This is a genomic window from Streptomyces sp. NPDC090083 (genome assembly GCF_044747445.1).
Lineage (GTDB): Bacteria > Actinomycetota > Actinomycetes > Streptomycetales > Streptomycetaceae > Streptomyces.
This window is the reverse complement of record NZ_JBIVED010000003.1, coordinates 224,426-244,623: the sequence shown is the minus strand read 5'-3', so window position 1 is coordinate 244,623 and position 20,198 is coordinate 224,426. Positions and strand designations below refer to the sequence as shown.

Genomic DNA, 20,198 nt, shown 5'->3' with positions numbered 1-20,198 from the left:
GAACGAGTGGACTCTTGGAGCGAGGCAACCGAGCGGTAGGCTGGAGTCCATGAGCGAGACGCCGACCACCGTACCGACGATGGGCCGCCGCGAGCGGAAGAAGGCCGCCACCCGGCAGGCGCTGGCCGACGCGGCGCTGGAGCTGTTCCTGGAGCACGGCTACGACCAGGTGAGCATCCGCGATGTCGCCGAGGCGGCGGACGTCTCGACGACGACCCTCTTCAAGCACTTCCCCAGCAAGGAGGCGCTGGTCTTCGACCTGGACGCGGACCAGGAGGCCGCCCTGGTCGCGGCGGTGCGCGAGCGGGCCCCGGGGACGTCGGTCCCGCGGGCGCTGCGCGATCATCTGCTGGGCGCGCTGTTCTTCTCCGCCGAGGGCAGCGAGCAGCTCGCCACCTTCCACCGACTCGTGCGCGGCACACCGGCGTTGACCGAGTACCACCGCCGTATGTGGATGCGCCACCAGCACGCGGTGGCGGCCGTGATCGCCGAGGCCTCCGGCGCCCCCGCCGACGACCCCCGCTGCGCGGCCCTGGCCCACTTCGCCCTGGAGGCCCGCACCCTCGCCGAGTCCTCGCCGGACCCGAGGGCCACGCTGGACGCCGCGTTCGACCTGCTGGAGCGGGGCTGGGACGCCGTACGACCCGGCTAGCGGCCGGGGTCCGCACCGGCCGCGCGGCGACCCCTACGAGGACGCTCTCGTCACCAACTCCGTTGCCAGGACCGCCTGTCGGCGCTCCGGGCCGCCGGTCGCGGCCGGGCGGCGGTCCGCGATCTCCGCGAGCAGCAGGTCGATCATCGAGCGGCCCATCTCCTCGATCGGCTGGCGGACGCTGGTGAGCGGCGGGTCCATGTGCCGGGCGATGGCCGAGTCGTCGTAGCCGACGAGGGCCACGTCCTCCGGTATGCGGCGGCCTTCCTCGCGCAGGACCTGGCGGGCGCCCGCCGCCATCACGTCCGAGCCGGCGAAGACCGCGTCGACGTCGGGGCGGCGGGCCAGCAGTTCCGTCATCGCGCGCCGGCCGCCCTCCTCGGTGAAGTCGCCCGGCTGGATGAGGTGTTCGTCCACTTCGTGGCCCGCGTCGAGCAGCGCCTCGCGGTAGCCGTCGACGCGCCGCTGGGCGCCGTAGACGTCGAGGCGGCCGGTGATGTGGGCGATGCGGGTGCGGCCCCGGGACAGCAGGTGTTCGACGGCCGAGCGGGCTCCGCCGTAGTTGTCCGAGTCGACGGAGGTCAGGGGTTCGGTGGCCGAGCGGGGGCCGCTGATCACCGCCGGGATCTCCAGGTCGGCCAGCAGGTCGGGCAGCGGGTCGTCCGCGTGGACCGAGACCAGCAGGACGCCGTCCACCCGGTGGGCGGCCAGGTACTGGGCGAGACGCTGCCGCTCCCGGTCGCTGCCCGCGAAGATGAGCAGCAACTGCATTTCCGTGTCGGCCAGTTGGGTGCCGACGCCCTTGAGCATGTCCGAGAAGTACGGCTCCGCGAAGAAGCGGGTCTCCGGCTCGGGGACGACCAGGGCGATGGCGTCCGTGCGGTTGGCGGCCAGCGCCCGGGCCGCCGTGTTCGGGACGTACTCGAGCTCCGCGACCGCCGCCTCGACGGCGGCGCGGGTCGCGTCGCTGACCCGGGGCGAGCCGTTGATCACCCGGGACACCGTGCCGCGGCCCACCCCGGCACGGGCGGCGACTTCCTCCAGGGTCGGCCGTCTGCCGCCCCGGTTCCGCCCACCGCTGACCGCCATGGTCGCCGCCTTCCGTTCGCAGCTTTCAGGCCAGGAATGTAACAGCCGGGGCCCGGACGCCCCGCCTCCATCGTCCCTCGTCGACCAGGGTCCCCGCCCGCCGGGCCGCGGATCGGCACGGCGGGACGCCGGACACCCTCGCTGCCCGGGCGGCGCCCCTCAGACCGGGCGGCCGGGCCTCACCCGGCCTCGCCGGCCGGGGGCAGCGCGTTGGCCCGGATCACCCCGGCGTACCAGTGGGCGCTGGCCTTGGGGATGCGGCGCTGGGTGGCGTAGTCGACGTAGACGGCACCGAAGCGCTTCGAATAGCCGTAGGACCATTCGAAGTTGTCGAGCAGCGACCAGAGGAAGTAGCCGCGGACGTCCGCTCCGTCGGCGACCGCCCTGCGGACGGCGTCGAGGTGGGCGTGGAGGTAGGCGATGCGCTGCGGGTCGTTGACCAGGCCCTCGGGGGAGACGTAGTCGTCGAACGCGGCGCCGTTCTCCGTGACCATCAGCGGCAGCCCGGGGTGCGAGGCGGCCAGGTCGGTCAGCAGGGTGTGCAGGCCGCTGGGGTCGATCGCCCAGTTCATCGCCGTGAGCTGGTCGTTGGCGAGGTGGAAGTCGACGTTGTCGGAGCCGGTCCACGGGGAGTGGTCGCTCGCGCCGTGGCCGTCGTTCTTGGTGGTGCCGTCGCCGGAGCCGGCCGAGACGACGGTCGGGGCGTAGTAGTTGACGCCGAGCACGTCGATGGGCCGGGAGATCTCGGCCAGGTCGCCGTCCCGCACCAGCTCCGTCCAGTCGACGAGGTGCGCGGTGTCGGCGAGCAGGTCCTCGGGGTAGGCGCCGTCGAGCAGCGGGCCGGTGAAGATCCGGTTGCCGACCGCGTCGATGCGGCGGGCGGCCTCCGCGTCCTCGGGGCTGCCGGTGAGGGCGCGCACCTGGTGCAGGTTGAGGGTGATGGAGGTCTGCGCGGTGGCCGGCAGCACCTCGCGCAGGGCCCCGATCGCCAGGCCGTGGCCCAGGTTGAGGTGGTGGGCGGCGCGCAGGGTGGCCGCCGGGTCGGTGCGGCCGGGGGCGTGCACGCCGGAGCCGTAGCCGAGGAACGCGCTGCACCAGGGCTCGTTGAGGGTGGTCCACAGGCCGACGCGGTCGCCCAGGGCACGGCCCATGATCTCGGCGTACTCGGCGAAGCGGTACGCGGTGTCCCGCTGCGGCCAGCCGCCCGCGTCCTCCAGCTCCTGCGGCAGGTCCCAGTGGTAGAGGGTGGCGACGGGGGTGATGCCGGCCGCGAGGAGTTCGTCGGCGAGCCTGCGGTAGAAGTCGAGTCCGCGCTCCACGGCGGGCCCCCGGCCGGTGGGCTGGACCCGGGACCAGGAGACGGAGAACCGGTACGCCTTCAGGCCGAGGTCCTTCATCAGCGCCACGTCGTCGCGGTACCGGTGGTAGTGGTCGGCGGCGATGTCACCGGTGTCGCCGTTGCGCACCTTCCCCGGGGTGTGGCTGAAGGTGTCCCAGATGGAGGGGGTGCGGCCGTCCTCCGCGGCGGCGCCCTCGACCTGGTAGGCGGCGGTGGCGGCACCCCAGACGAAGCCCGGGGGGAAGGCGGTGGCGGCGGCCGGTTCGGCCTTGGTCTCGTGTCGTACGGCGGTCATGTGAGCGCTCCCGAAGTGGAGTGAGTAAAAGCCGGACGGTGGTCCGGCGGTGAGGGGAAGCGGTCGGGGCACGGCGGCGGGCGCCCGGCCGGGTACGGCCCGCGTGCGCGGCGGGCCGTACGGAAGGACGGAAGGACGAAGGGACGGAAGGCCAGAAGAGAGGGGAGACCGCGCCTCGGGCGCGGTCGGCAGCCCGGGTCAGCCCTTGACGGCGCCCGCCATGATGCCTCCGATGATCTGCTTGCCGAAGATCACGAACACCAGGAGCAGCGGCAGGGTGCTGATCAGCGCACCGGCCATGACGATGCTCTGGTCGGGGGTGTAGGAGGCGCTGAGCTGGCCGAGCGCGACCTGGATGGTGGGGTTGTCCTGGTTCAGCGCGAGGAAGGGCCAGAAGAAGTCGTTCCACGCCTGCACGAAGGTGAGCATCCCGAGCACCATCATCGCGGGGCGGGCGGCGGGCAGGACCACGTTCCAGACGATGCGGATGTTGGTCGCGCCGTCCACCTTGGCCGCCTCGATCAGCTCGTAGGGCAGGGCCTCCAGCAGGTACTGGCGCATGAAGAAGACGCCGAAGGCACCGACGAGGGTCGGGAAGATCACCGACTCCAGTTTTCCGCCCCAGCCGATGTCCGCCATCATCATGAACAGCGGTACGACGCTGAGCTGCGGCGGGATCGTCAGGGTCGCGATGACCGCGGTCATCAGGGCGCCCCGGCCGCGGAAGCGCATCTTGGCGAAGGCGTACCCGGCGAGGGTGCAGAAGAACAGCGTGGCCGCGGTGATGGAGCCGGCCACGATGACGGTGTTGACGATGGCCTTGCCCAGGTGGGCCTGGTCCCAGGCCGACTGGAGGTTGGTCCACAGCCGGCCGCCCGGCAGGAGCGGCGGCGGGCTGTCGAGGACCCGCTGCTGGTCGTGCGAGGCGGCCACCAGCGTCCAGTACAGCGGGAACACGGAGCCGAGGCCGACGATGATCAGGGCCGCGTAGGTGAACGGGCCGCCCTTGAGCTGCTGGCCCGCGCCGATCTTGAAGCGTCGGCGGCCGGTGCCGGGGGTGACGGGAAGCGGCGCCGGATCGAGGTCGGGCGCGGTCGGGGTGGTGCTGGTCGTGGTCATCGATATCGCTCCCGTCACGCCGCGCTCTTGCGCAGGACCCGGCCGACGATCAGGTTGATCAGGGCAATGAGCAGCAGGAGGACGAGCATGGCCCAGGCGACGGCAGCGGCCGGGCCCAGGTGCCCGAGCTTCCAGCCGTAGTTGAAGAGGTAGATGCTGAGCGTCTCGTACTGGTGCTCGCTGCCTCCGGTGGAGCCGAGCGTGCCGCCCTGCAGCAGCAGCGGCTCACCGAACAGCTGCATGGAACCGATGGTCGAGATGACGATCGTGAAGAGGATCGTCGGCCGCAGCGAGGGGATGGTCACCTTGCGGAACTGCTGCCAGCGCGTCGCCCCGTCGATCGAGGCCGCTTCGTACAGGTCCGCGGGCACGGCCTGCATGGCCGCGAGGTAGATCAGGGTGTTGTAGCCGGTCCAGCGCCAGATCACGATGGCCGAGATGGCCAGCTTGGACGACCACTGGCCGTTGCCCCAGTCGGTGTTGCCGATGCCGACGAAGTGCAGCACCCAGTTGAGCAGGCCGCCGTCGGCGCGGAAGACCAGGGCGAAGACGAGGGCCGCGGTCGCCACCGAGGTGGCGTACGGGGTGAGGATCACCGTCCGCCAGAACGTGCTGGCGCGCAGCTTGTAGTTGAGCAGGTGGGCCAGGCCCAGGGCCATCAGCAGCTGCGGGACGGTCGAGATGACGCCGATCACGAAGGTGTTGGAGACGGCCGTCCAGAACTCGGAGTCCTGGAGGATCTTGGCGAAGTTGTCCCAGCCGACCCACTCGGACTGGCTCAGGCTCGTCATCTCCACCCGGTGCATGGCTATCCAGCCCGTGTAGAGCATCGGGTAGAGGCCGAAGGCACCGAAGATGAGGAAGAAGGGGGCGATGTACGCGTACGGCGACGCCTTGTCGTCGAGGCGCCACAGACGGGTGCGCCACGCGCTGGGTTCTTTCGGCACGGCGCCGACGCCGCCGGGTGGCGGGGTCGGGGCGCCCCGGGTGGGGGTTGTGGTTGCCACGGAGGGGGTCCTTCCCTGGATCTCGGCCGGGTACGGGCAGGGGGCGGGCGCGGGGCCGGGCACCCGGCCCGGGACACGTCGTCGCCGTCGGTCCGGCGGACACGGTGCGGCGGCGTCCGGTGAGTGTGCGCCGAACACCGCGGAGAAGACCGTCAGTTGACGACCGGGGCCGCCGCGGACGACCCCGCGCCTACGACGGAAGCCGCCACGCGGCCGCACGCACGCAGCGCGGTGCGGGTGGCCGCCGGGCCACCCGCACCGCGGCCTGTGTCAGCCGATCACCTTGTCGATCGAGTCGGTCGCGGCCTTCCACGCCTTGTCGGGCTTGGTGCCGCGCTCCTCCATGTTGTTGATCTGCGTGGAGATCGTGTCCTTGATCGTGCCGTCCTTCGCGCCGAGCACGGCCTCGGGGATGGCCTTGGCCTCGTCGGCGTAGATCTGGCCGATCGGGGCGTTGTTGAAGTACGGCAGCGTCGCGTTCTTCACGCTGTCGAGGTCGTAGGCGCCCTTGTTGGACGGGAAGACGCCGATCGCCTTGAACACCGCGGCCTGCTGCGCGGGAGCGGTCAGCCACTTGACCAGGTCGGTGGCCGCCTTGACGTTCTTGCCGCTCTTGGGCACGGCCAGGAAGGAACCGCCCCAGTTGCCCGCGCTGGTGCCGGGCGCACGGGCGATGTCCCACTTGCCCTTGTAGGCGTCACCGGAGTTGATGGAGATCTGGCCGGCCATCCACGCGGGGCACGCCACGGTGGCGACGGTGCCCTTGCGCAGGGCCGCCGTCCAGGCGTCGGTGAACTGGGGCAGGCCTTCGGTCAGCTTCTTGGACGCGGCTTCGGCGGCCAGGTTCCAGCCCTGCTGCACGGCCGGGCTGTTCTTGTAGATCGCCTTGCCGGAAGCGTCGTAGTACTGCTCCGCGGAGGAGCTGACGACCGCGTTGTACATGGCGCTCGCGGAGTCCATGAAGTAGGTGCCCTTGGGCGCCTTCGCCTTGTACTTCTCGCCGAGCTTGAGGTAGTCCTCCCAGCCGCCGGCGACGGCCTTGGCGACCGCGTCACGGTCGCTCGGCAGGCCCGCGGCCTTGAAGAGGTCCGAGCGGTAGCACAGGGACATCGGGCCGATGTCGGTACCGGCGCCTATGACCGAGCCGTCCGACGCGGTGGCCTGCTTCTCCTTCCAGGAGACCCAGTCGCTCACGTTGATCGACTTGCTCAGGTCGGTGAACTTGGCCGCCTGGGTGTCGACGACCTCCTTGATGCGGCCGACCTCGATGCCCTGGACGTCGGCGAGGCCACTGCCCGTGTTCAGCTGCTGAAGCATCTTCGGGTAGTAGTCGGCCTCGTTGGCGGTGACGTTCTCCTTCACCGTGATGTTCGGGTGCAGCTTGTGGTACTGGGCGAACAGGCCGGCTTCCTTGTAACCGAACTGCCCGTAGTCGGCCACCGTGAGAGTGATGTTCCCGTTCGAGTCCTTGGCGTCCGAGGAGCTGTCGCTACTGCAGCCGGTCAGCAACAGGGCCGAGGCCGTCAGGACCGTCGTGGTCAGGGCCGCTGCTCTGCGGCCTTGGCCGCCGCCGGTACGGGTGATGCGCATTCCACTACTCCTTGTTCCAGTGGGGAACGGGGTCTCAGGAATCGGACCGCCGGGGCTCGACGATCCGGACCTGCCCTCTCGTTTCGAGCAGCGGCCAGCCCACGGCACTGGACGTGCAGTGAAAAGGTGCTGGTCAACGGTGTGCCATGCGAGTTAGAGGGACGGGCCGTTGGTGGTTTCCTCCACATGGGAGGAGGCCCCCGAGGTTCCGTGGGACCGCTCCCACGCGGCATGCCGGAAGACTCCTTCGTGCCGGGCCGGGTGTCAAGACTTGAAAACGGGCTTGTTGCGCAAGCGTGTTCCGTACGTCACGTGAATGTGTCGCTCCACCTGACGTCACGGGCCGGACACGGACCCGTCGCGCACAGGATTCACGCAGGTGATCCACGGCGTCGCCGCGCGGGCCGGACAGCTCGGCCGCCCGGCCGGGCCGCCACGCGAATTTCTGGGCAAGAATGAGGCAAGTCCCCACTGATCGCCGGAAGGTGAACGATGAGCCCTGCCGAGCAGCCGCCCCGGCGCGCGGACGTCCGGCGCCCGACGCTCAACGCCGTGGCCGCGCTCGCAGGCGTCGGCCGCGGCACGGTCTCCCGGGTCATCAACGGCTCCCCCAAGGTGAGCGACCACGCCCGCGCGGCCGTGGAGCGGGCGATCGACGAACTCGGCTACGTCCCGAACCCCGCCGCCCGCTCCCTGGCCACCCGGCGCACCGACGCGGTCGCCGTGGTCGTCCCCGAGGGCGAGGACCGGCTCTTCTCCGAGCCGTACTTCTCCGGCATCATCCGTGGCGTATCGGCCCAACTCGCCATCGCCCAGATGCAGTTGCTGCTGGTCCTCACACCGGACGAGAAGGAGTACGCACGGCTGGCCACCTACCTCTCCGCGCACCGCGTGGACGGCGTACTGATCCTCGCGGTCCACCGCGGCGACACACTGCCCGACCGGCTGCACGAACTCGCCGTGCCGACCGTGCTGGCCGGCCGGCGCGGCCACGGGGAGCCGCTGGGGCACGTCCGCGCGGACAACAACGGCGGGGCCAGGATCGCGGTCGAGCATCTGCTGGCCACCGGGCGCCGGACCGTCGCCACCATCACCGGCCCCCTGGACATGGAGGCCGCCCAGGCCCGGCTCGACGGCTACCGCGAGGCGTTGGCGGGCACGGGTCGCACCGTCGACGAGGAGCTGATCGCGTACGGCGACTTCCGCGAGGAGGGCGGGCGCGCGGCCATGCGGGAGCTGCTGCGCAGACGGCCCGGTCTCGACGCCGTCTTCGCCGCGTCCGACGTGATGGCGTCGGGTGCGGTGCTGGAGCTACGCGCGTCCGGCCGCCGGGTGCCGGACGACGTCGCCGTCGTCGGCTTCGACGACTCGATCGTGGCCCGGCACATCGATCCCCCGCTGACCAGCGTCCGCCAGCCGCTGGAGGAGATGGGCCGCACGATGGCGAGCATCCTGCTGGACGAGATCGCCCACCGCGGCGACGGCCACCGCCAAGTGGTGCTGCCCACGCGGCTGGTGGTGCGGGAGTCCGCGTGAGCGGGAGCCTCGCGTGAGCGATGGCGCCGCCTGAGCGGTGGCGTCGCCGGGCGCGGGTGCGGTGCGGGCGTGAGGCACCGGGTCGGCGAGGACGCAAGGCGCCGGGTCGGCGCGGGCGTAGGGCGCCGGGTCGGCGCGGGAGACGTCGGGGGTGCTACCCCCTTTACCCATGGGAGCGCTCCCATGCATAATGGGCGCCACTCGACCCATGGGAGCGGTTCCATGCCCGACCTGACGACCGCGGCCTTTCCCCCTGCCTTCCTCTGGGGCGCCGCGACCTCCGCCTACCAGATCGAGGGGGCGGTGCGGGAGGGCGGCCGTACGCCCTCGATCTGGGACACGTTCAGTCATACGCCGGGCCGCACGGCCGGTGGTGACCACGGTGACGTCGCCGTCGACCACTACCACCGCTACCGCGACGACGTGGCGATGATGGCGGACCTGGGTCTGACCGCGTACCGCTTCTCGGTCTCCTGGCCGCGGGTGCAGCCGACCGGCCGCGGTCCGGCGGTCCAGGTGGGCCTGGACTTCTACCGCCGCCTGGTCGACGAGCTGCTCGCGCGCGGCATCAAGCCCGCGCTGACCCTCTACCACTGGGACCTGCCGCAGGAGCTGGAGGACGCGGGCGGCTGGCCCGAGCGAGACACGGCGTACCGCTTCGCCGAGTACGCGCAGATCGTGGGCGACGCGCTGGGCGACCGCGTGGAGCAGTGGATCACGCTCAACGAGCCCTGGTGCAGCGCGTTCCTGGGCTACGGCTCGGGCGTGCACGCGCCGGGCCGTACGGACCCGGCGGCCTCGCTGCGGGCCGCGCATCACCTCAACCTGGGCCACGGGCTGGCGACTTCGGCGCTGCGCACCGCGCTGCCGGCCCGCGGCTCGGTCGCGGTGAGCCTCAACTCCTCGGTGGTCAGGCCCGCTTCGCTGTCCCCGGAGGACCTGGCGGCGGCCCGCAAGATCGACGACCTGGCCAACGGGGTGTTCCACGGGCCGATGCTGCACGGGTCGTATCCGCAGTCGCTGCTCGACGCGACCCGCTCGGTCACGGACTGGTCGCACGTCCGGGACGGCGATCTGACGCTCATTCACCAGCCGCTGGACGCGCTGGGGTTGAACTACTACACCCCGACCCTGGTGGAGGCGACCGAGGCGGCCCCGGCGGGCAGTCCGCGCGCCGACGGCCACGGCCTGAGCGCGTTCTCGCCCTGGCCGGGCGCGGACGACGTGGCGTTCCTCCAGACCCCGGGCGAGCGCACGGAGATGGGCTGGACGATCGATCCGACGGGCCTCTACGACCTGATCCACCGGTACACGCGGGAGGCACCGGGCCTGCCGCTGTACGTCACGGAGAACGGCGCGGCCTACGACGACAAGCCCGACCCGGAGGGCAACGTCCACGACCCGGAGCGGATCGCCTATCTGCGCGGTCATCTGGCGGCGGTGCGGCGGGCGATGGCGGACGGCGCGGACGTGCGGGGCTACTACCTGTGGTCCCTGATGGACAACTTCGAGTGGGCGTACGGATACGAGAAGCGGTTCGGCGCGGTGCACGTCGACTACGCGACGCTCGCCCGTACGCCCAAGTCGAGCGCCCGGTGGTACGGCGAGGCGGCCCGCACGGGCACGCTCCCCTCGGCGGAGGACGCCTGACCCACGGGGAAACCGGGGGACGGGGGCGGGGCGCGGCATGCCATGGGGGGCGTGCCGCGCCCCGGCGCGTACCGCCCTTGCCACGCGCTTAACAGAGTGATTCATTCATCCGGCAAGTGAATGGATACACGTCAAGCGCGAGGAGATGTCCGTGGCCGTCACCCTGGGCCGGGAGCCGATCACCGTCGAGCAGTTCGTCGCGGTCGCGCGGCACGGCGCCCGGGTCGAGTTCGACACGGTCTACGTCGACCGGGTCCACAAGTCCCGCGCGCTGGTGGAACGCTTCCTCGCCGAGAACCGCCCGGTCTACGGCGTCACCACCGGGTTCGGCGACAACGTCACGGAGGTGATCGACCCGGCGGACGCCGAGCGGCTGCAGCGGAACATCGTGCGGTCGCACGCCGTGTCGGTCGGGGAGCCGCTGCCGGTCGAGGTCGTCCGGGCCGTCGCGCTGATGGAGCTGGTCGGGCTCGGGGAGGGGTTCTCCGGCATCCGCTTGGAGACGCTGGAGCTGATCCGGCGGATGCTCAACTCCGGGGTCACCCCGTACGTCCCCGGCGAGGGTTCCGTCGGCTATCTGGCTCCCGAGGCGCACATGGCGCTCGTCCTCCTGGGCGAGGGCCGGGCCTGGTACGGCGGCGAACTCCTGCCCGGCGCCGAGGCGTTGGCCCGGATCGGCGAGCGGCCGGCCCGGCTCGCCTGCAAGGAGGGGCTGTCGCTGACGAACGGGACGCACTCGGTCACCGCCATCGCCGTACTGGCCGTCCATGACGCGGGGATCGCGGCCACCACGGCGGACGTGGCCGCGAGCCTTTCGGTGCAGGCGCTCAAGGGCACGGTCCGCGCCTACGACGCCCGGATCCAGGCGCGGAAGCGGCACCCCGAGCAGGCCGCCGTCGCCGAGAACCTGCGGCGGCTGACCGGATCCAGCGCGATCTGCGCCGAGTTCGTCGACCACCGGCTCCAGGACAGCCTGTCCCTGCGGGCCGTTCCGCAGATGCACGGCGGCGCGAAGCGGGCGCTGGCGCAGGCGCGGGAGGTGGTCGTCGAGGAGCTGCACTCCGTGGGCGACAACCCGGTCGTCCATCCGGAGGAGGAGGGCGAGGACGGGGTCGCGCTGAGCGGGGCGAACTGCGACAGCACCTACGTCGGCATCCAGGCCGACACCATGGTCAACGCGATGACGGTCCTCGCCAAGATCTCCGAACGCCGTACCGACCGCATGGTCAACAGCAACTTCAGCGAACTGCCGGCCTTCCTGGTCCGCGAACCGGGCCTGAACAGCGGCTACATGATCGCCCAGTACACGGCCGCCGCCCTCACCATGGAACTGCGCAACCTGGCCGTTCCCGCGTCCGCCGACAACGTCACCACGTCCGCCAACCAGGAGGACACCGTGGGCAACGCCTACCTGGCCGCCCTGAAGGCGTACCGCGCGACCCGCAAACTCGCCTACGTCATAGCCGTCGAGCTGATGTGCGCGGTGCAGGCCCTCGATCTCCTCGCCCCGCTCGCCCCGTCCCCGGCGGCGGAGGCGCTCCGGGCCCGCGTCCGGGAGACCGTGCCGACCGTCGACGAGGACCGCGTCTTCCACACGGACATCGAGCACATCGCCGAACTCGTGCGGAGCGGTGAGGTGTTGGAGGTCGTGGAGGGGATGGTGGGGGCGCTGCACCGCTGACCCGTGCCGTGGGCACGGAGGCCGGGCGCACCGGTGACCTCCGGTGCGCCCGGCCTCCCCGCTCCGCGGTCCTACTGGAACGCGGCGAACGCCTTGGAGAAGGCGCTCGCGCCCTGGACGATCGAGCTGCAGGTCGCGTCCGCCGCGGGCTTGGCGCCGCCGGCGCACTGCTTGTCGCGGGTCGCGGACCACATCGACAGGCCGCCCAGGCCCTTGGACTTGGCGAAGTCGACCAGCTGGGTCGCGTCGTCGACCGTGAAGATCTCGGACGCGACGTCGTTGACGCCGATCATCGGGGTGACCGCCACGGCCTTCCAGGCGGCGCTGTCGGACAGGCCCAGCACGCTCTTCACCTGGGCCTGGGTCGCCGTCGCGGCCTGGGTGGCGTAGGTGCCCATGTCGCCGCTGTACGCGGGGCCGTAGTCCATGGCCATGATGTTGACCGTGCTGATCTTCACGCCGTTGGCCTTGGCATTGGACAGCAGGTTCACGCCGTCCTGGGTGAGGCCCTCGGGCATGACCGGGAGCGTGAAGGAGACGTCCAGGTTCGGGTGCTGCTGCTGGAGCTTCGCTATCGCCTGGGCGCGGAGGGTGTTCGCCGCCGTGTTGGGCAGCGCGCCGCCCTCGATGTCGAAGTCGGCCTTGGTGAGGCCGTAGGCGTCCACGGCCTTGCCGTACGCCGTCGCCAGCGCGCTCGCCGAACCGCAGGTCGTCGCCAGCTCGGAGCCGGACGCGCCGCCGAAGGAGACCCGCACGTCGCCGCCCTTGGCGCGCAGCGCGCCGATCTGGGAGGCCACGCCGTCGCTCGCCAGGTCCGTGACGCCGCCCCACTTCGGGGTGCAGCCGCCGCCGTCGGTGACGAAGGCGAGGTTGTAGTTCTTCACGCCGGTCGCGGTGACGTTGCCGAGCAGGTCGAACGCCGGGTAGAGGGAGGTGTCGACGTACGGGGCGAAGCCCGCGCCGGCGGCCGTCGTGCCGGTGCCGCTGCTCTGGGTCGGGGAGGCGGTGGACGCGGTGGGCGTCGGGGTGGGCTTGGGCGTGGCGGTCGGCTTGGCCGTGGGGGTGGCGGTCGGTGTGGGCGTCCCGGTCGGGCGGCCGCTCGGCTCGGGGGTCGCGGTGCTGTCCGTCGAGCACCTGGCGTTGTCGATGAGGCAGCCGGTCGGCTGGCCGGTGCCGCTGACCACGAAGCCGACGGTGACGGACTCGCCGGCCGCGAGACCGTCGGTGTCCCACTTCGGCGGCTTCACGGTGACGTGCTGCCCGCTCACGCTCGACTCGGCGTCCCACAGCGAGCTGAGCGTCGAGCCGGACGGCAGGTCGAACTCCAGCGTCCAGTCCTTCTCTCTGGCACCGGTCGTGTTGGTGACGACGTACTGCGCGGTGTATCCCGTCGACCACTCGCTGGTCCTGGTGTACGCGGCGCCGACGCTTGCCGCCTGGGCGCTGCCGGTCAGCAGGATCGCGCCGCCACCGACCACCGCCGCGGCGACCACTCCGCCGATCACCTTGTTCCGCTTGCTGATCCTGCGCCGGTGGGTGCTCATCGCGTGCCTGCTTTCGCCGTACGGGGGTGGGTGCGGCAGCACGCTAGCGATCCGGAATCAGGCAAAGCGCCTGTTCCGGGCGGGGGTTGGCGATCTTAGGGTGCGCTTAAGGAAGAGATCGGGAACGGTTAAAGGTCGGGGCCGACCGGCCGCGCCGACGCCGTCGTACGGCTCCGCGGTGGCCGTTGCGCTCGGGCTCGCGTCCGTCGAGCTGGATCCAGATCCGCACCTCGGTGCCGCCGAGCACCGAGGAACCGATCCGGACGTCCCCGCCGGTCGCCTCCGCGAGCCTGCGCACGATGTCCAGCCCGAGCCCGGTCGACCCCGCGCTGCCGGAACCGCGCCCGCGGGCCATCGCCGCCTCGGGGTCGCGGATCCCGGAGCCCGCGTCCGAGACGAGCATGATCACCGCGTCCTCGGCGTTGTGCACGTCGACCGCGAAGGCCGTGCCCTCGGGGGTGTGCCGGAACACATTGCCCAGCAGGGCGTCCAGGGCGGCGACCAGGTCGGCGCGGGCCACGGGTATCCGCACCGGCCGCTCCACCCCGGCCACCCGCACCTTGCGGCCCTCGTCCTCGGCGAGCGCGGACCAGAACCGCATCCGCTCGCGCACCACCTCGGCCGCGTCGCACCCGGCACCGGGTCCGGCCGCCACGGTCTGCGGCTTGGCCTCGCGCGCGGTCCGGATGATCGTGTCGACCTCCTTCTCCAGCTGCGCGACGGCGGTCCGCGTCTGCTCGGCGGCGGGCCCCTCCCCGAGCGAGGCCGCGTTGAGCCGCAGCACGGTGAGCGGTGTCCGCAGCCGGTGCGACAGATCGGCCGCCAACTCCCGCTCATTGGCGAGCAGTTGTACGACCTGGTCGGCCATGGAGTTGAACGCCACCGCCGCCAGCCGCAGTTCGGTCGGCCCCTCCTCGGGGACGCGTGCGCCCAGCTTCCCCTCCCCCAGCTCGTGCGCGCCCTCGACCAGGCGCTGCGCGGGCTGCACCATCCGTACGCCCAGCCGGTCGGCGACCGCGACGGACCCGACGATCAGCGCGATGCCGACGCCCGCGAGCACCGCCCAGGCCGTGCCCACGCCGTTGCTGACCTCGGCCTCCGGGACGTAGACCTCGACGACGGATATCTCGCCGGAGCTGAGCGCGACCGGCTGGAGCAGGACGGAGCCGCCGGGCACCTCGGTGGTGGAGGCGCGGCCCAGCTTCCGTACGGTCGCGATGTCCTTGTCGGCGGCGCGCTGCGGGCCGATGTCGACGGCGGCCTCGCCGTCCCCGGCCGGTATGTGGACGGCCATCCCTGAGTCCGCGCCGGAATTCGAGCCCGCCGAGGCGACGACCTTCTCCAACTCGGTGCGGTCGGTGGTGATGGACAGGGCGGGGGCGACGGCGGCGGCCTCCCGCTCGGCGTTCGAGAAGGCCCGGTCGCGGGCCATCTCCTTGATGACCAGACCGAGCGGCACCGCGAAGGCGACGACGACCATCGCCGCGATCGCCAGACAGACTCTGACCAGCGCCCATCTCATCGCAGCGGCTCCGCTCCCGGTGGCTCCAGCTTCACGCCGACCCCGCGCAGGGTGTGCAGATAGCGCGGCCGGGCCGCGGTCTCCCCCAGCTTCCGGCGCAGCCACGACAGATGGACGTCGATGGTCTGGTCGTCGCCGTAGGACTGCTGCCAGACCTCGGCGAGGAGTTCCTTGCGCGGGACGACCACACCGGGGCGGCCGGCGAGGAAGGCGAGGAGGTCGAACTCGCGGCGGGTGAGGTCGAGTCGGACGCCGTCCAGCTCGGCCTGGCGGCGCAGCGGGTCCACGGCCAGGCCGCCGACGCGGATCACCGAGGACGGGGGTGCCTCGCCGGTGGTGGCGCGGGAGCGGCGCAGGACCGCGGACATGCGGGCGGAGAGGTGGTCGACCGAGAAGGGCTTGGTGAGGTAGTCGTCCGCGCCCGCGTTGAGCAGCCGGACGATCTCGGACTCGTCGTCCCGCGCGGTGGCGATGATCACCGGGACGTCGGTGATCCCGCGCAGCATCTTCAGCGCCTCGGACCCGTCCAGATCGGGCAGTCCGAGGTCGAGGACGACCACGTCGAAACGGAAATGGGCGACCTCGCGCAGCGCCTCAAGGGCCGTACCGACGCTGCGCACCGTGTGCGCCGCATCGGTCAGATGCCGGATGAGGGCCGAGCGTACGAACTGGTCGTCCTCGACCACGAGCACACTTGCCATGCGCCGCACCGTACGCCATGCGGGCGACCGGCATCCGGGCCTGTGGACAACTCCCCGCCTGTGGACGGCCGAGGGGAGGCCGACGGGACACCTGTGGGCCGCGTGAGGCAGTATGGCGGCGATGCGCAGAGGACTCGTCAACGGACTCGTCCACGTGCTGGCGTGGTCACTGGCCACCGGCGCGGCCGTCACGCTGTCCTGGTGGGGCGTCCACACGGTCATGACCGGCACGGCCTACGACCCGCCGCGCGCCCTGCCCATCGCGGCGGCCGGCGCGACCGCGCGGGAGGCGACGCCGCCGGCCCCGGCGACCCCGCGCCCCGAGTCGTCGCCGAGCCCGTCGAGCACCCCGAGGCCGACCCGCAGCCCGAGCCCGGCCCCGACGAGGACGGCGGCCACGAGCCCGTCCCCGACCACGTCCGCGTCCGCCTCGGGCCAGGTCAAGAGCTACGCCACGGACGGCGGGCGGGTGGTGCTGGATCTCGCCCCGGACTACGTGACGCTGGTGTCGGCGACGCCGGGCACGGGCTGGGCGATGCAGGTGTGGAAGACGGACTCGTGGCTGCGGGTGGAGTTCACCAAGGACACGGACAAGGTGTCGGTGATCTGCACGTGGCACGACGGCGCGCCGCGGGTGGACATCGGCAACTACTAGCCCGTCCCGGCGAGTTCCGGGTGGGACCTAGCGGAAAACGGACGGGGGCGGTGCCGGTGAGGCGACGGCCGCGGCGTCCGTGACCGGGGCGGCGCCGCCGGTGAAGTCGGTGAGTTCCCGGCCGTGTTCGAGCCTGCCGGGGTGCGGGTCGGAGGCGGCGCGGCGGGTCAGCTCGGCGATCGGCAGCGGGTGTTCGGAGGCGACGAGCACGGCGTTGCCGAACCGCTTGCCGCGCAGCACGGTCGGGTCGGCGATCAGCGCGCGTTCCGCGAACCGAGCGGCCACGGTGGCGATCTGGCCCCGGAGATGCGCGAGCGGCGGCCCGTCGGCGAGGTTCGCGGCGTAGATCCCGCCGGGTCCGAGCGCCCGGCGCACCTCGTCGAGGAACTCGGTGGACGTCAGGTGGGCGGGTGTGCGGGCTCCGCTGAAGACATCGGCCACGACGAGGTCGGCCCATCCGTCGGGCACCTTCGCGAGCCCCGCGCGGGCGTCGGTGGACCGCACCCTGATCCGCGCGTTCGGGTCCAACGGCAGCTCGCGCCGGACCAGTTGGACGAGCGCCGCGTCGAACTCGACGACCTGCTGGGTGGAACGGGGGCGGGTCGCGGCGACGTACCGGGCGAGGGTGAGGGCTCCGCCGCCGAGGTGCACGGCGTGGATCGGCTTCCCGGCGGGCGCGGCGAGATCGATGACGTGCCCGAGCCTGCGCTGGTACTCGAAGGACAGGTACGCGGGGTCGTCGAGATCGACGTAGGACTGCGGCGCCCCGTCGATCAGCAGCGTCCAGGCACGCGCGCGTTCCCGATCGGGTATCAGCTCGGCGAGTCCACCGTCGACGGGTTCGACGACGGCCTCGGCGGCGCCGGCACCACCGCGCCGCGTGTTCCTGGACTTTCCCATTGGCCCATTATCGGCGGGCGGGAGTGGTCCGGCGCGACATCCGGGCGCCCAAGGGGCGCGGGGAACTGCGCGACCGGCCCTCACCGGCCGGCGGATTGATCACCGGCAGCCGTCCGCCGCCTCGATCAACCGAGCCGCCTCGCCGAGCGCCGCCCGCAACACCTCCGGGTCGGTCGCCAGGTCGGCGTCCCCGGGGGGCAGCAGCCAGTCGGAGCCCTCGACCGGCGGCTCGGGGTCGGGGACGAGCCGCAGACCCCGGCCATTGGTCTCCGTACACGTGCTGCCCGGCAGGTCCCACGCGGCGGCCGTGCCCGGCGGGACCAGGAAGCCGAGGGTGTCGTCGCCGTCGTCGTGCAGAACGGGTCCGACCCCGTCGCACGCGCCGCGCCGCAGGATGTCCACCGCCTCCAGGCCCTGCCGCGTCGGCACGGTCACCAGATCGCAGGCGGAGTCCGCGAACGGTGGCGCACTGCACTCCGCGCTCGGCATTCGAGGATCGACGCTCTGCCGTGTCTCCATCCCGGTCTCCACCACGGAACCCCTCCTTGGGCGAGCGGGTCGGGAGTCGGGTGGCTCCCGGTCCGTGGAGTTCAACGCGCCGGGGCGTCAACGGCTACGGCCGGCGTCAGCCGCAAAGGATGGCAGTTCATGGCAGATCGCGGATGGGATATCCGGTTTGTAGCCAAACCCTGCGTGGCGGACCGTGCACAGCGGGTACGTTCTTGCCCGCTGGAAACAGGGCGTCACTCAACAAGTCACCCTGAATCCGGCATGGTTCGACGGTTCGCACGAGAGGACCCGGCCATGGCGTCATCGATGGTGACCCCGTCCCCTTTCCCCCGACCACCACGACCCAATCTCGCCTTCCGGCGGCTGCGCGGACAGCGCTCACCGGCGGAGTTCGCCGCGGCCGTACGCCGGTCCGCGCGGGAGATCGGCGAGCGGGTCAGCTGCGACGCGCGCTACGTCGGCCGGGTCGAGGCCGGTGAGATCCGTTGCCCCAACTACGCGTACGAACGGGTGTTCCTGCACATGTTCCCCGGCCGCACGCTCGCGGACCTCGGCTTCGCGCCCCGCTCGTCCGTACGCGGACGCGGGGCGCGCACCGCCGAGGACACGCCCCCCGCACACCCCACGAGCCCGGCCCTCGTCACGGCTGACGCGGCCGGGGCGGATGAGACGCGGAGGGTGTACGAGCCGTATGACACGCAGGACCCGTACGAAGCGCACGAGAACCATGAGAACCACGAGAACCACGAGGAGAGCGACGTGCTGCGTCGCGCATTCATGAGGGGCGGCACCGTCACGGTGGCCGCAGGCACGCTGGGCCCGCTCGGGCTCGCCTTCGACGCCGGGGCAGCGGAACGTTCCGTCCGCCGTCCCGGTACGAGCGAGGCGGGCGCCCTGGAAGAGGCCGTCCGCAGAATCCGGCTGCTCGACGACCGGCACGGCGCCGACGGCCTCTACCGGCGCGCGGCGGCCCCGCTGCGCGCCGCGTACGCCCTGCTCGACGCGGGCACCACCCGGCAGTCCGTCGCCGAGAGACTCCACTCCGGCGCCGGTGAACTCGCCATCTCCGTGGGCTGGCTGGCCCATGACTCCGGCCGCTTCGACGACGCCCGCTCGCACTACGCGGAGGCCCTGGCCACGGCCCGGATGACCGGGGACCCCGGCCTGGAGGCACACGCCTTCTGCAACACGGCGTTCCTCGCGCGGGACGCCGGCCGGCCGCGCGAGGCGGTGCGCGCCGCGCAGGCCGCGCAGCGGGTCGGACGGCCGCTCGGGTCCGCCCGCCTGATGTCGCTGCTCGCGCTGCGGGAGGCCGGGGGCTGGGCCGGGCTCGCCGACCGCACCGGCTGCGAGCAGGCGCTGGCGCGGGCGCAGGCGCTGTTCTCCCGGGGGCACTCGGACGCCGACCCGGAGTGGATGAGCTTCTACGGAGAGGCCGAACTGGAGGGGCTCGAAGCGCAGTGCTGGTCCACCCTGGGTGACTGGCCGCGGGCGGCGCGGCACGCCCGGCGGGCGGCGCAGCTCCAGGACCCGCACTTCACCCGGAACATCGCGCTGTACACGGCCGAGCTCGCGGACGACCTCGCCCGAGGCGGGCGTCCCGACGAGGCGGCCACCGCGGGGATGCGGGTGCTGGATCTTCTGGACCTGGTGCAGTCGTCACGGATCCAGACCATGCTGGCGGGGACCGCGCGGGTGCTGTTGCCGCACAAGAGGGCGTCGGGGGTGTCGGCCTTCCTGGAGAGACACTCGGGCCTGCCTCGTACCGCGGTCTAGTCGCCCGGGCGCTCGATCGCTCAGCCCACCAGGTGGCCCACGTCGTTCCAGCTCTCGATCGCCGGGTCTCCGTAGGCCCAGCCCAGTACGGACAGGGACGTCGGATTCAGCCGTATCCGGGCCGCGAAGCCGATCGGCAGGCCGAGCCAGCGGGCGCCGATCGAGCGCAGGATGTGGCCGTGGGCGAAGACCAGGACGTCGCGGTCCTCGGCGCGGGCCCAGCCGACGACCTCGTCCGCGCGGGCGGTGACCTCGGCGAGGGTCTCCCCCTCGGGGACGCCGTCGCGCCAGATCAGCCAGTCGGGGCGTCCGGAACGGATCTCCTCGGGGGTCATGCCCTCGTAGGCGCCGTAGTCCCACTCCATGAGGGTGTCCCAGTCGGTGGCCCGGTCGCCGAAGCCGGCGAGTTCGCAGGTCTCACGCGCGCGTGCCAGCGGGCTGGTGCGGACCTCCGCCCCGGGGAGGCCGTCGAAAGGCGGCCGGTGCAGTCGCTCCCCGAGCACCTTGGCGCCGCGCCGGCCCTCCTCGAGGAGCGGGACGTCGGTCCTGCCGGTGTGCTTCCCGGACAGTGACCATGCGGTCTGTCCGTGCCGGGCCAGCAGGATGCGCGGTGCCATGAGAGACCTTTCCGG

General features: G+C 72.2%; 17 protein-coding genes. 6 read left to right on the top strand and 11 right to left on the bottom strand.

The window, feature by feature from the left end:
- Nucleotides 1–49: 49 nt before the first annotated feature.
- Nucleotides 50–652: a TetR/AcrR family transcriptional regulator gene (locus tag ACIPTO_RS12185; RefSeq protein ID WP_401191121.1), complete on the top strand. Its 603-nt coding sequence runs from the start codon at nucleotides 50–52 to the stop codon at nucleotides 650–652.
- A 33-nt stretch (nucleotides 653–685) separates the two neighbouring features.
- On the opposite strand, the gene ACIPTO_RS12180 is transcribed toward ACIPTO_RS12185, so the two are convergent.
- The 5 genes from ACIPTO_RS12180 to ACIPTO_RS12160 form a co-directional block, all read right to left on the bottom strand.
- Nucleotides 686–1,741 carry a LacI family DNA-binding transcriptional regulator gene (locus tag ACIPTO_RS12180; RefSeq protein ID WP_366313181.1) on the bottom strand — a complete coding sequence of 352 codons (1,056 nt, stop codon included), beginning with the start codon at nucleotides 1,739–1,741 and terminating at the stop codon, nucleotides 686–688.
- Nucleotides 1,742–1,920: 179 nt separating this feature from the next.
- Nucleotides 1,921–3,375: a GH1 family beta-glucosidase gene (locus ACIPTO_RS12175; RefSeq protein ID WP_366313179.1), complete on the bottom strand. Its 1,455-nt coding sequence runs from the start codon at nucleotides 3,373–3,375 to the stop codon at nucleotides 1,921–1,923.
- Between the two features lie 198 nt (nucleotides 3,376–3,573).
- Nucleotides 3,574–4,494: a carbohydrate ABC transporter permease gene (locus ACIPTO_RS12170; protein WP_366313177.1), complete on the bottom strand. Its 921-nt coding sequence runs from the start codon at nucleotides 4,492–4,494 to the stop codon at nucleotides 3,574–3,576.
- 14 nt (nucleotides 4,495–4,508) lie between these two features.
- Nucleotides 4,509–5,501 (bottom strand): carbohydrate ABC transporter permease, encoded by a 993-nt coding sequence (locus ACIPTO_RS12165; RefSeq protein ID WP_401191118.1) that lies wholly within the window; start codon nucleotides 5,499–5,501, stop codon nucleotides 4,509–4,511.
- 270 nt (nucleotides 5,502–5,771) lie between these two features.
- On the bottom strand, nucleotides 5,772–7,091 hold the full coding sequence (locus ACIPTO_RS12160) for an extracellular solute-binding protein (protein WP_366313173.1): 1,320 nt from the start codon (nucleotides 7,089–7,091) through the stop codon (nucleotides 5,772–5,774).
- A 492-nt stretch (nucleotides 7,092–7,583) separates the two neighbouring features.
- On the opposite strand from ACIPTO_RS12160, the gene ACIPTO_RS12155 reads away from it, so the two are divergent.
- The 3 genes from ACIPTO_RS12155 (at nucleotide 7,584) to hutH (ending at nucleotide 11,958) form a co-directional block, all read left to right on the top strand.
- Complete coding sequence (locus ACIPTO_RS12155; RefSeq protein WP_366313171.1) at nucleotides 7,584–8,627, top strand: LacI family DNA-binding transcriptional regulator; 1,044 nt, start codon at nucleotides 7,584–7,586, stop codon at nucleotides 8,625–8,627.
- 222 nt (nucleotides 8,628–8,849) lie between these two features.
- Nucleotides 8,850–10,277, top strand: a complete 1,428-nt coding sequence (locus tag ACIPTO_RS12150) for a GH1 family beta-glucosidase (RefSeq protein WP_401191115.1) — start codon at nucleotides 8,850–8,852, stop codon at nucleotides 10,275–10,277.
- 145 nt (nucleotides 10,278–10,422) lie between these two features.
- Nucleotides 10,423–11,958: a histidine ammonia-lyase gene (hutH, locus tag ACIPTO_RS12145; protein WP_401191113.1), complete on the top strand. Its 1,536-nt coding sequence runs from the start codon at nucleotides 10,423–10,425 to the stop codon at nucleotides 11,956–11,958.
- A gap of 71 nt (nucleotides 11,959–12,029) precedes the next feature.
- Here the strand turns inward: hutH and ACIPTO_RS12140 are convergent, their stop codons facing one another.
- From ACIPTO_RS12140 to ACIPTO_RS12130, 3 genes are all read right to left on the bottom strand, one after another.
- The gene (locus ACIPTO_RS12140; RefSeq protein ID WP_401191111.1) at nucleotides 12,030–13,502 is read right to left on the bottom strand and encodes a cellulose binding domain-containing protein; all 1,473 of its coding nucleotides are present in this window, start codon (nucleotides 13,500–13,502) and stop codon (nucleotides 12,030–12,032) included.
- A 106-nt stretch (nucleotides 13,503–13,608) separates the two neighbouring features.
- A complete protein-coding gene (locus ACIPTO_RS12135) occupies nucleotides 13,609–15,024 on the bottom strand; it encodes an ATP-binding protein (RefSeq protein ID WP_401191109.1) in 1,416 nt (471 codons plus the stop codon).
- Nucleotides 15,021–15,725, bottom strand: coding sequence for a response regulator transcription factor (locus tag ACIPTO_RS12130; RefSeq protein WP_366313161.1), 705 nt, complete (start codon nucleotides 15,723–15,725; stop codon nucleotides 15,021–15,023). The genes ACIPTO_RS12135 and ACIPTO_RS12130 overlap by 4 nt, the downstream gene beginning before the upstream one ends.
- A gap of 112 nt (nucleotides 15,726–15,837) precedes the next feature.
- Between ACIPTO_RS12130 and ACIPTO_RS12125 the strand changes: the two genes are divergently transcribed.
- Complete coding sequence (locus ACIPTO_RS12125; RefSeq protein WP_401191107.1) at nucleotides 15,838–16,380, top strand: hypothetical protein; 543 nt, start codon at nucleotides 15,838–15,840, stop codon at nucleotides 16,378–16,380.
- A gap of 27 nt (nucleotides 16,381–16,407) precedes the next feature.
- On the opposite strand, the gene ACIPTO_RS12120 is transcribed toward ACIPTO_RS12125, so the two are convergent.
- Entirely contained in the window at nucleotides 16,408–17,280 is an 873-nt protein-coding gene (locus ACIPTO_RS12120) for a fused MFS/spermidine synthase (protein WP_366313157.1), read from the bottom strand.
- Between the two features lie 99 nt (nucleotides 17,281–17,379).
- Entirely contained in the window at nucleotides 17,380–17,814 is a 435-nt protein-coding gene (locus tag ACIPTO_RS12115; protein WP_366313155.1) for a hypothetical protein, read from the bottom strand.
- 270 nt (nucleotides 17,815–18,084) lie between these two features.
- Here ACIPTO_RS12115 and ACIPTO_RS12110 point away from each other — a divergent pair, with 270 nt between their 5' ends.
- Nucleotides 18,085–19,566, top strand: coding sequence for a hypothetical protein (locus ACIPTO_RS12110; protein WP_366313153.1), 1,482 nt, complete (start codon nucleotides 18,085–18,087; stop codon nucleotides 19,564–19,566).
- Between the two features lie 20 nt (nucleotides 19,567–19,586).
- On the opposite strand, the gene ACIPTO_RS12105 is transcribed toward ACIPTO_RS12110, so the two are convergent.
- A complete protein-coding gene (locus ACIPTO_RS12105) occupies nucleotides 19,587–20,183 on the bottom strand; it encodes a histidine phosphatase family protein (RefSeq protein WP_401191104.1) in 597 nt (198 codons plus the stop codon).
- Nucleotides 20,184–20,198 lie beyond the last annotated feature (15 nt).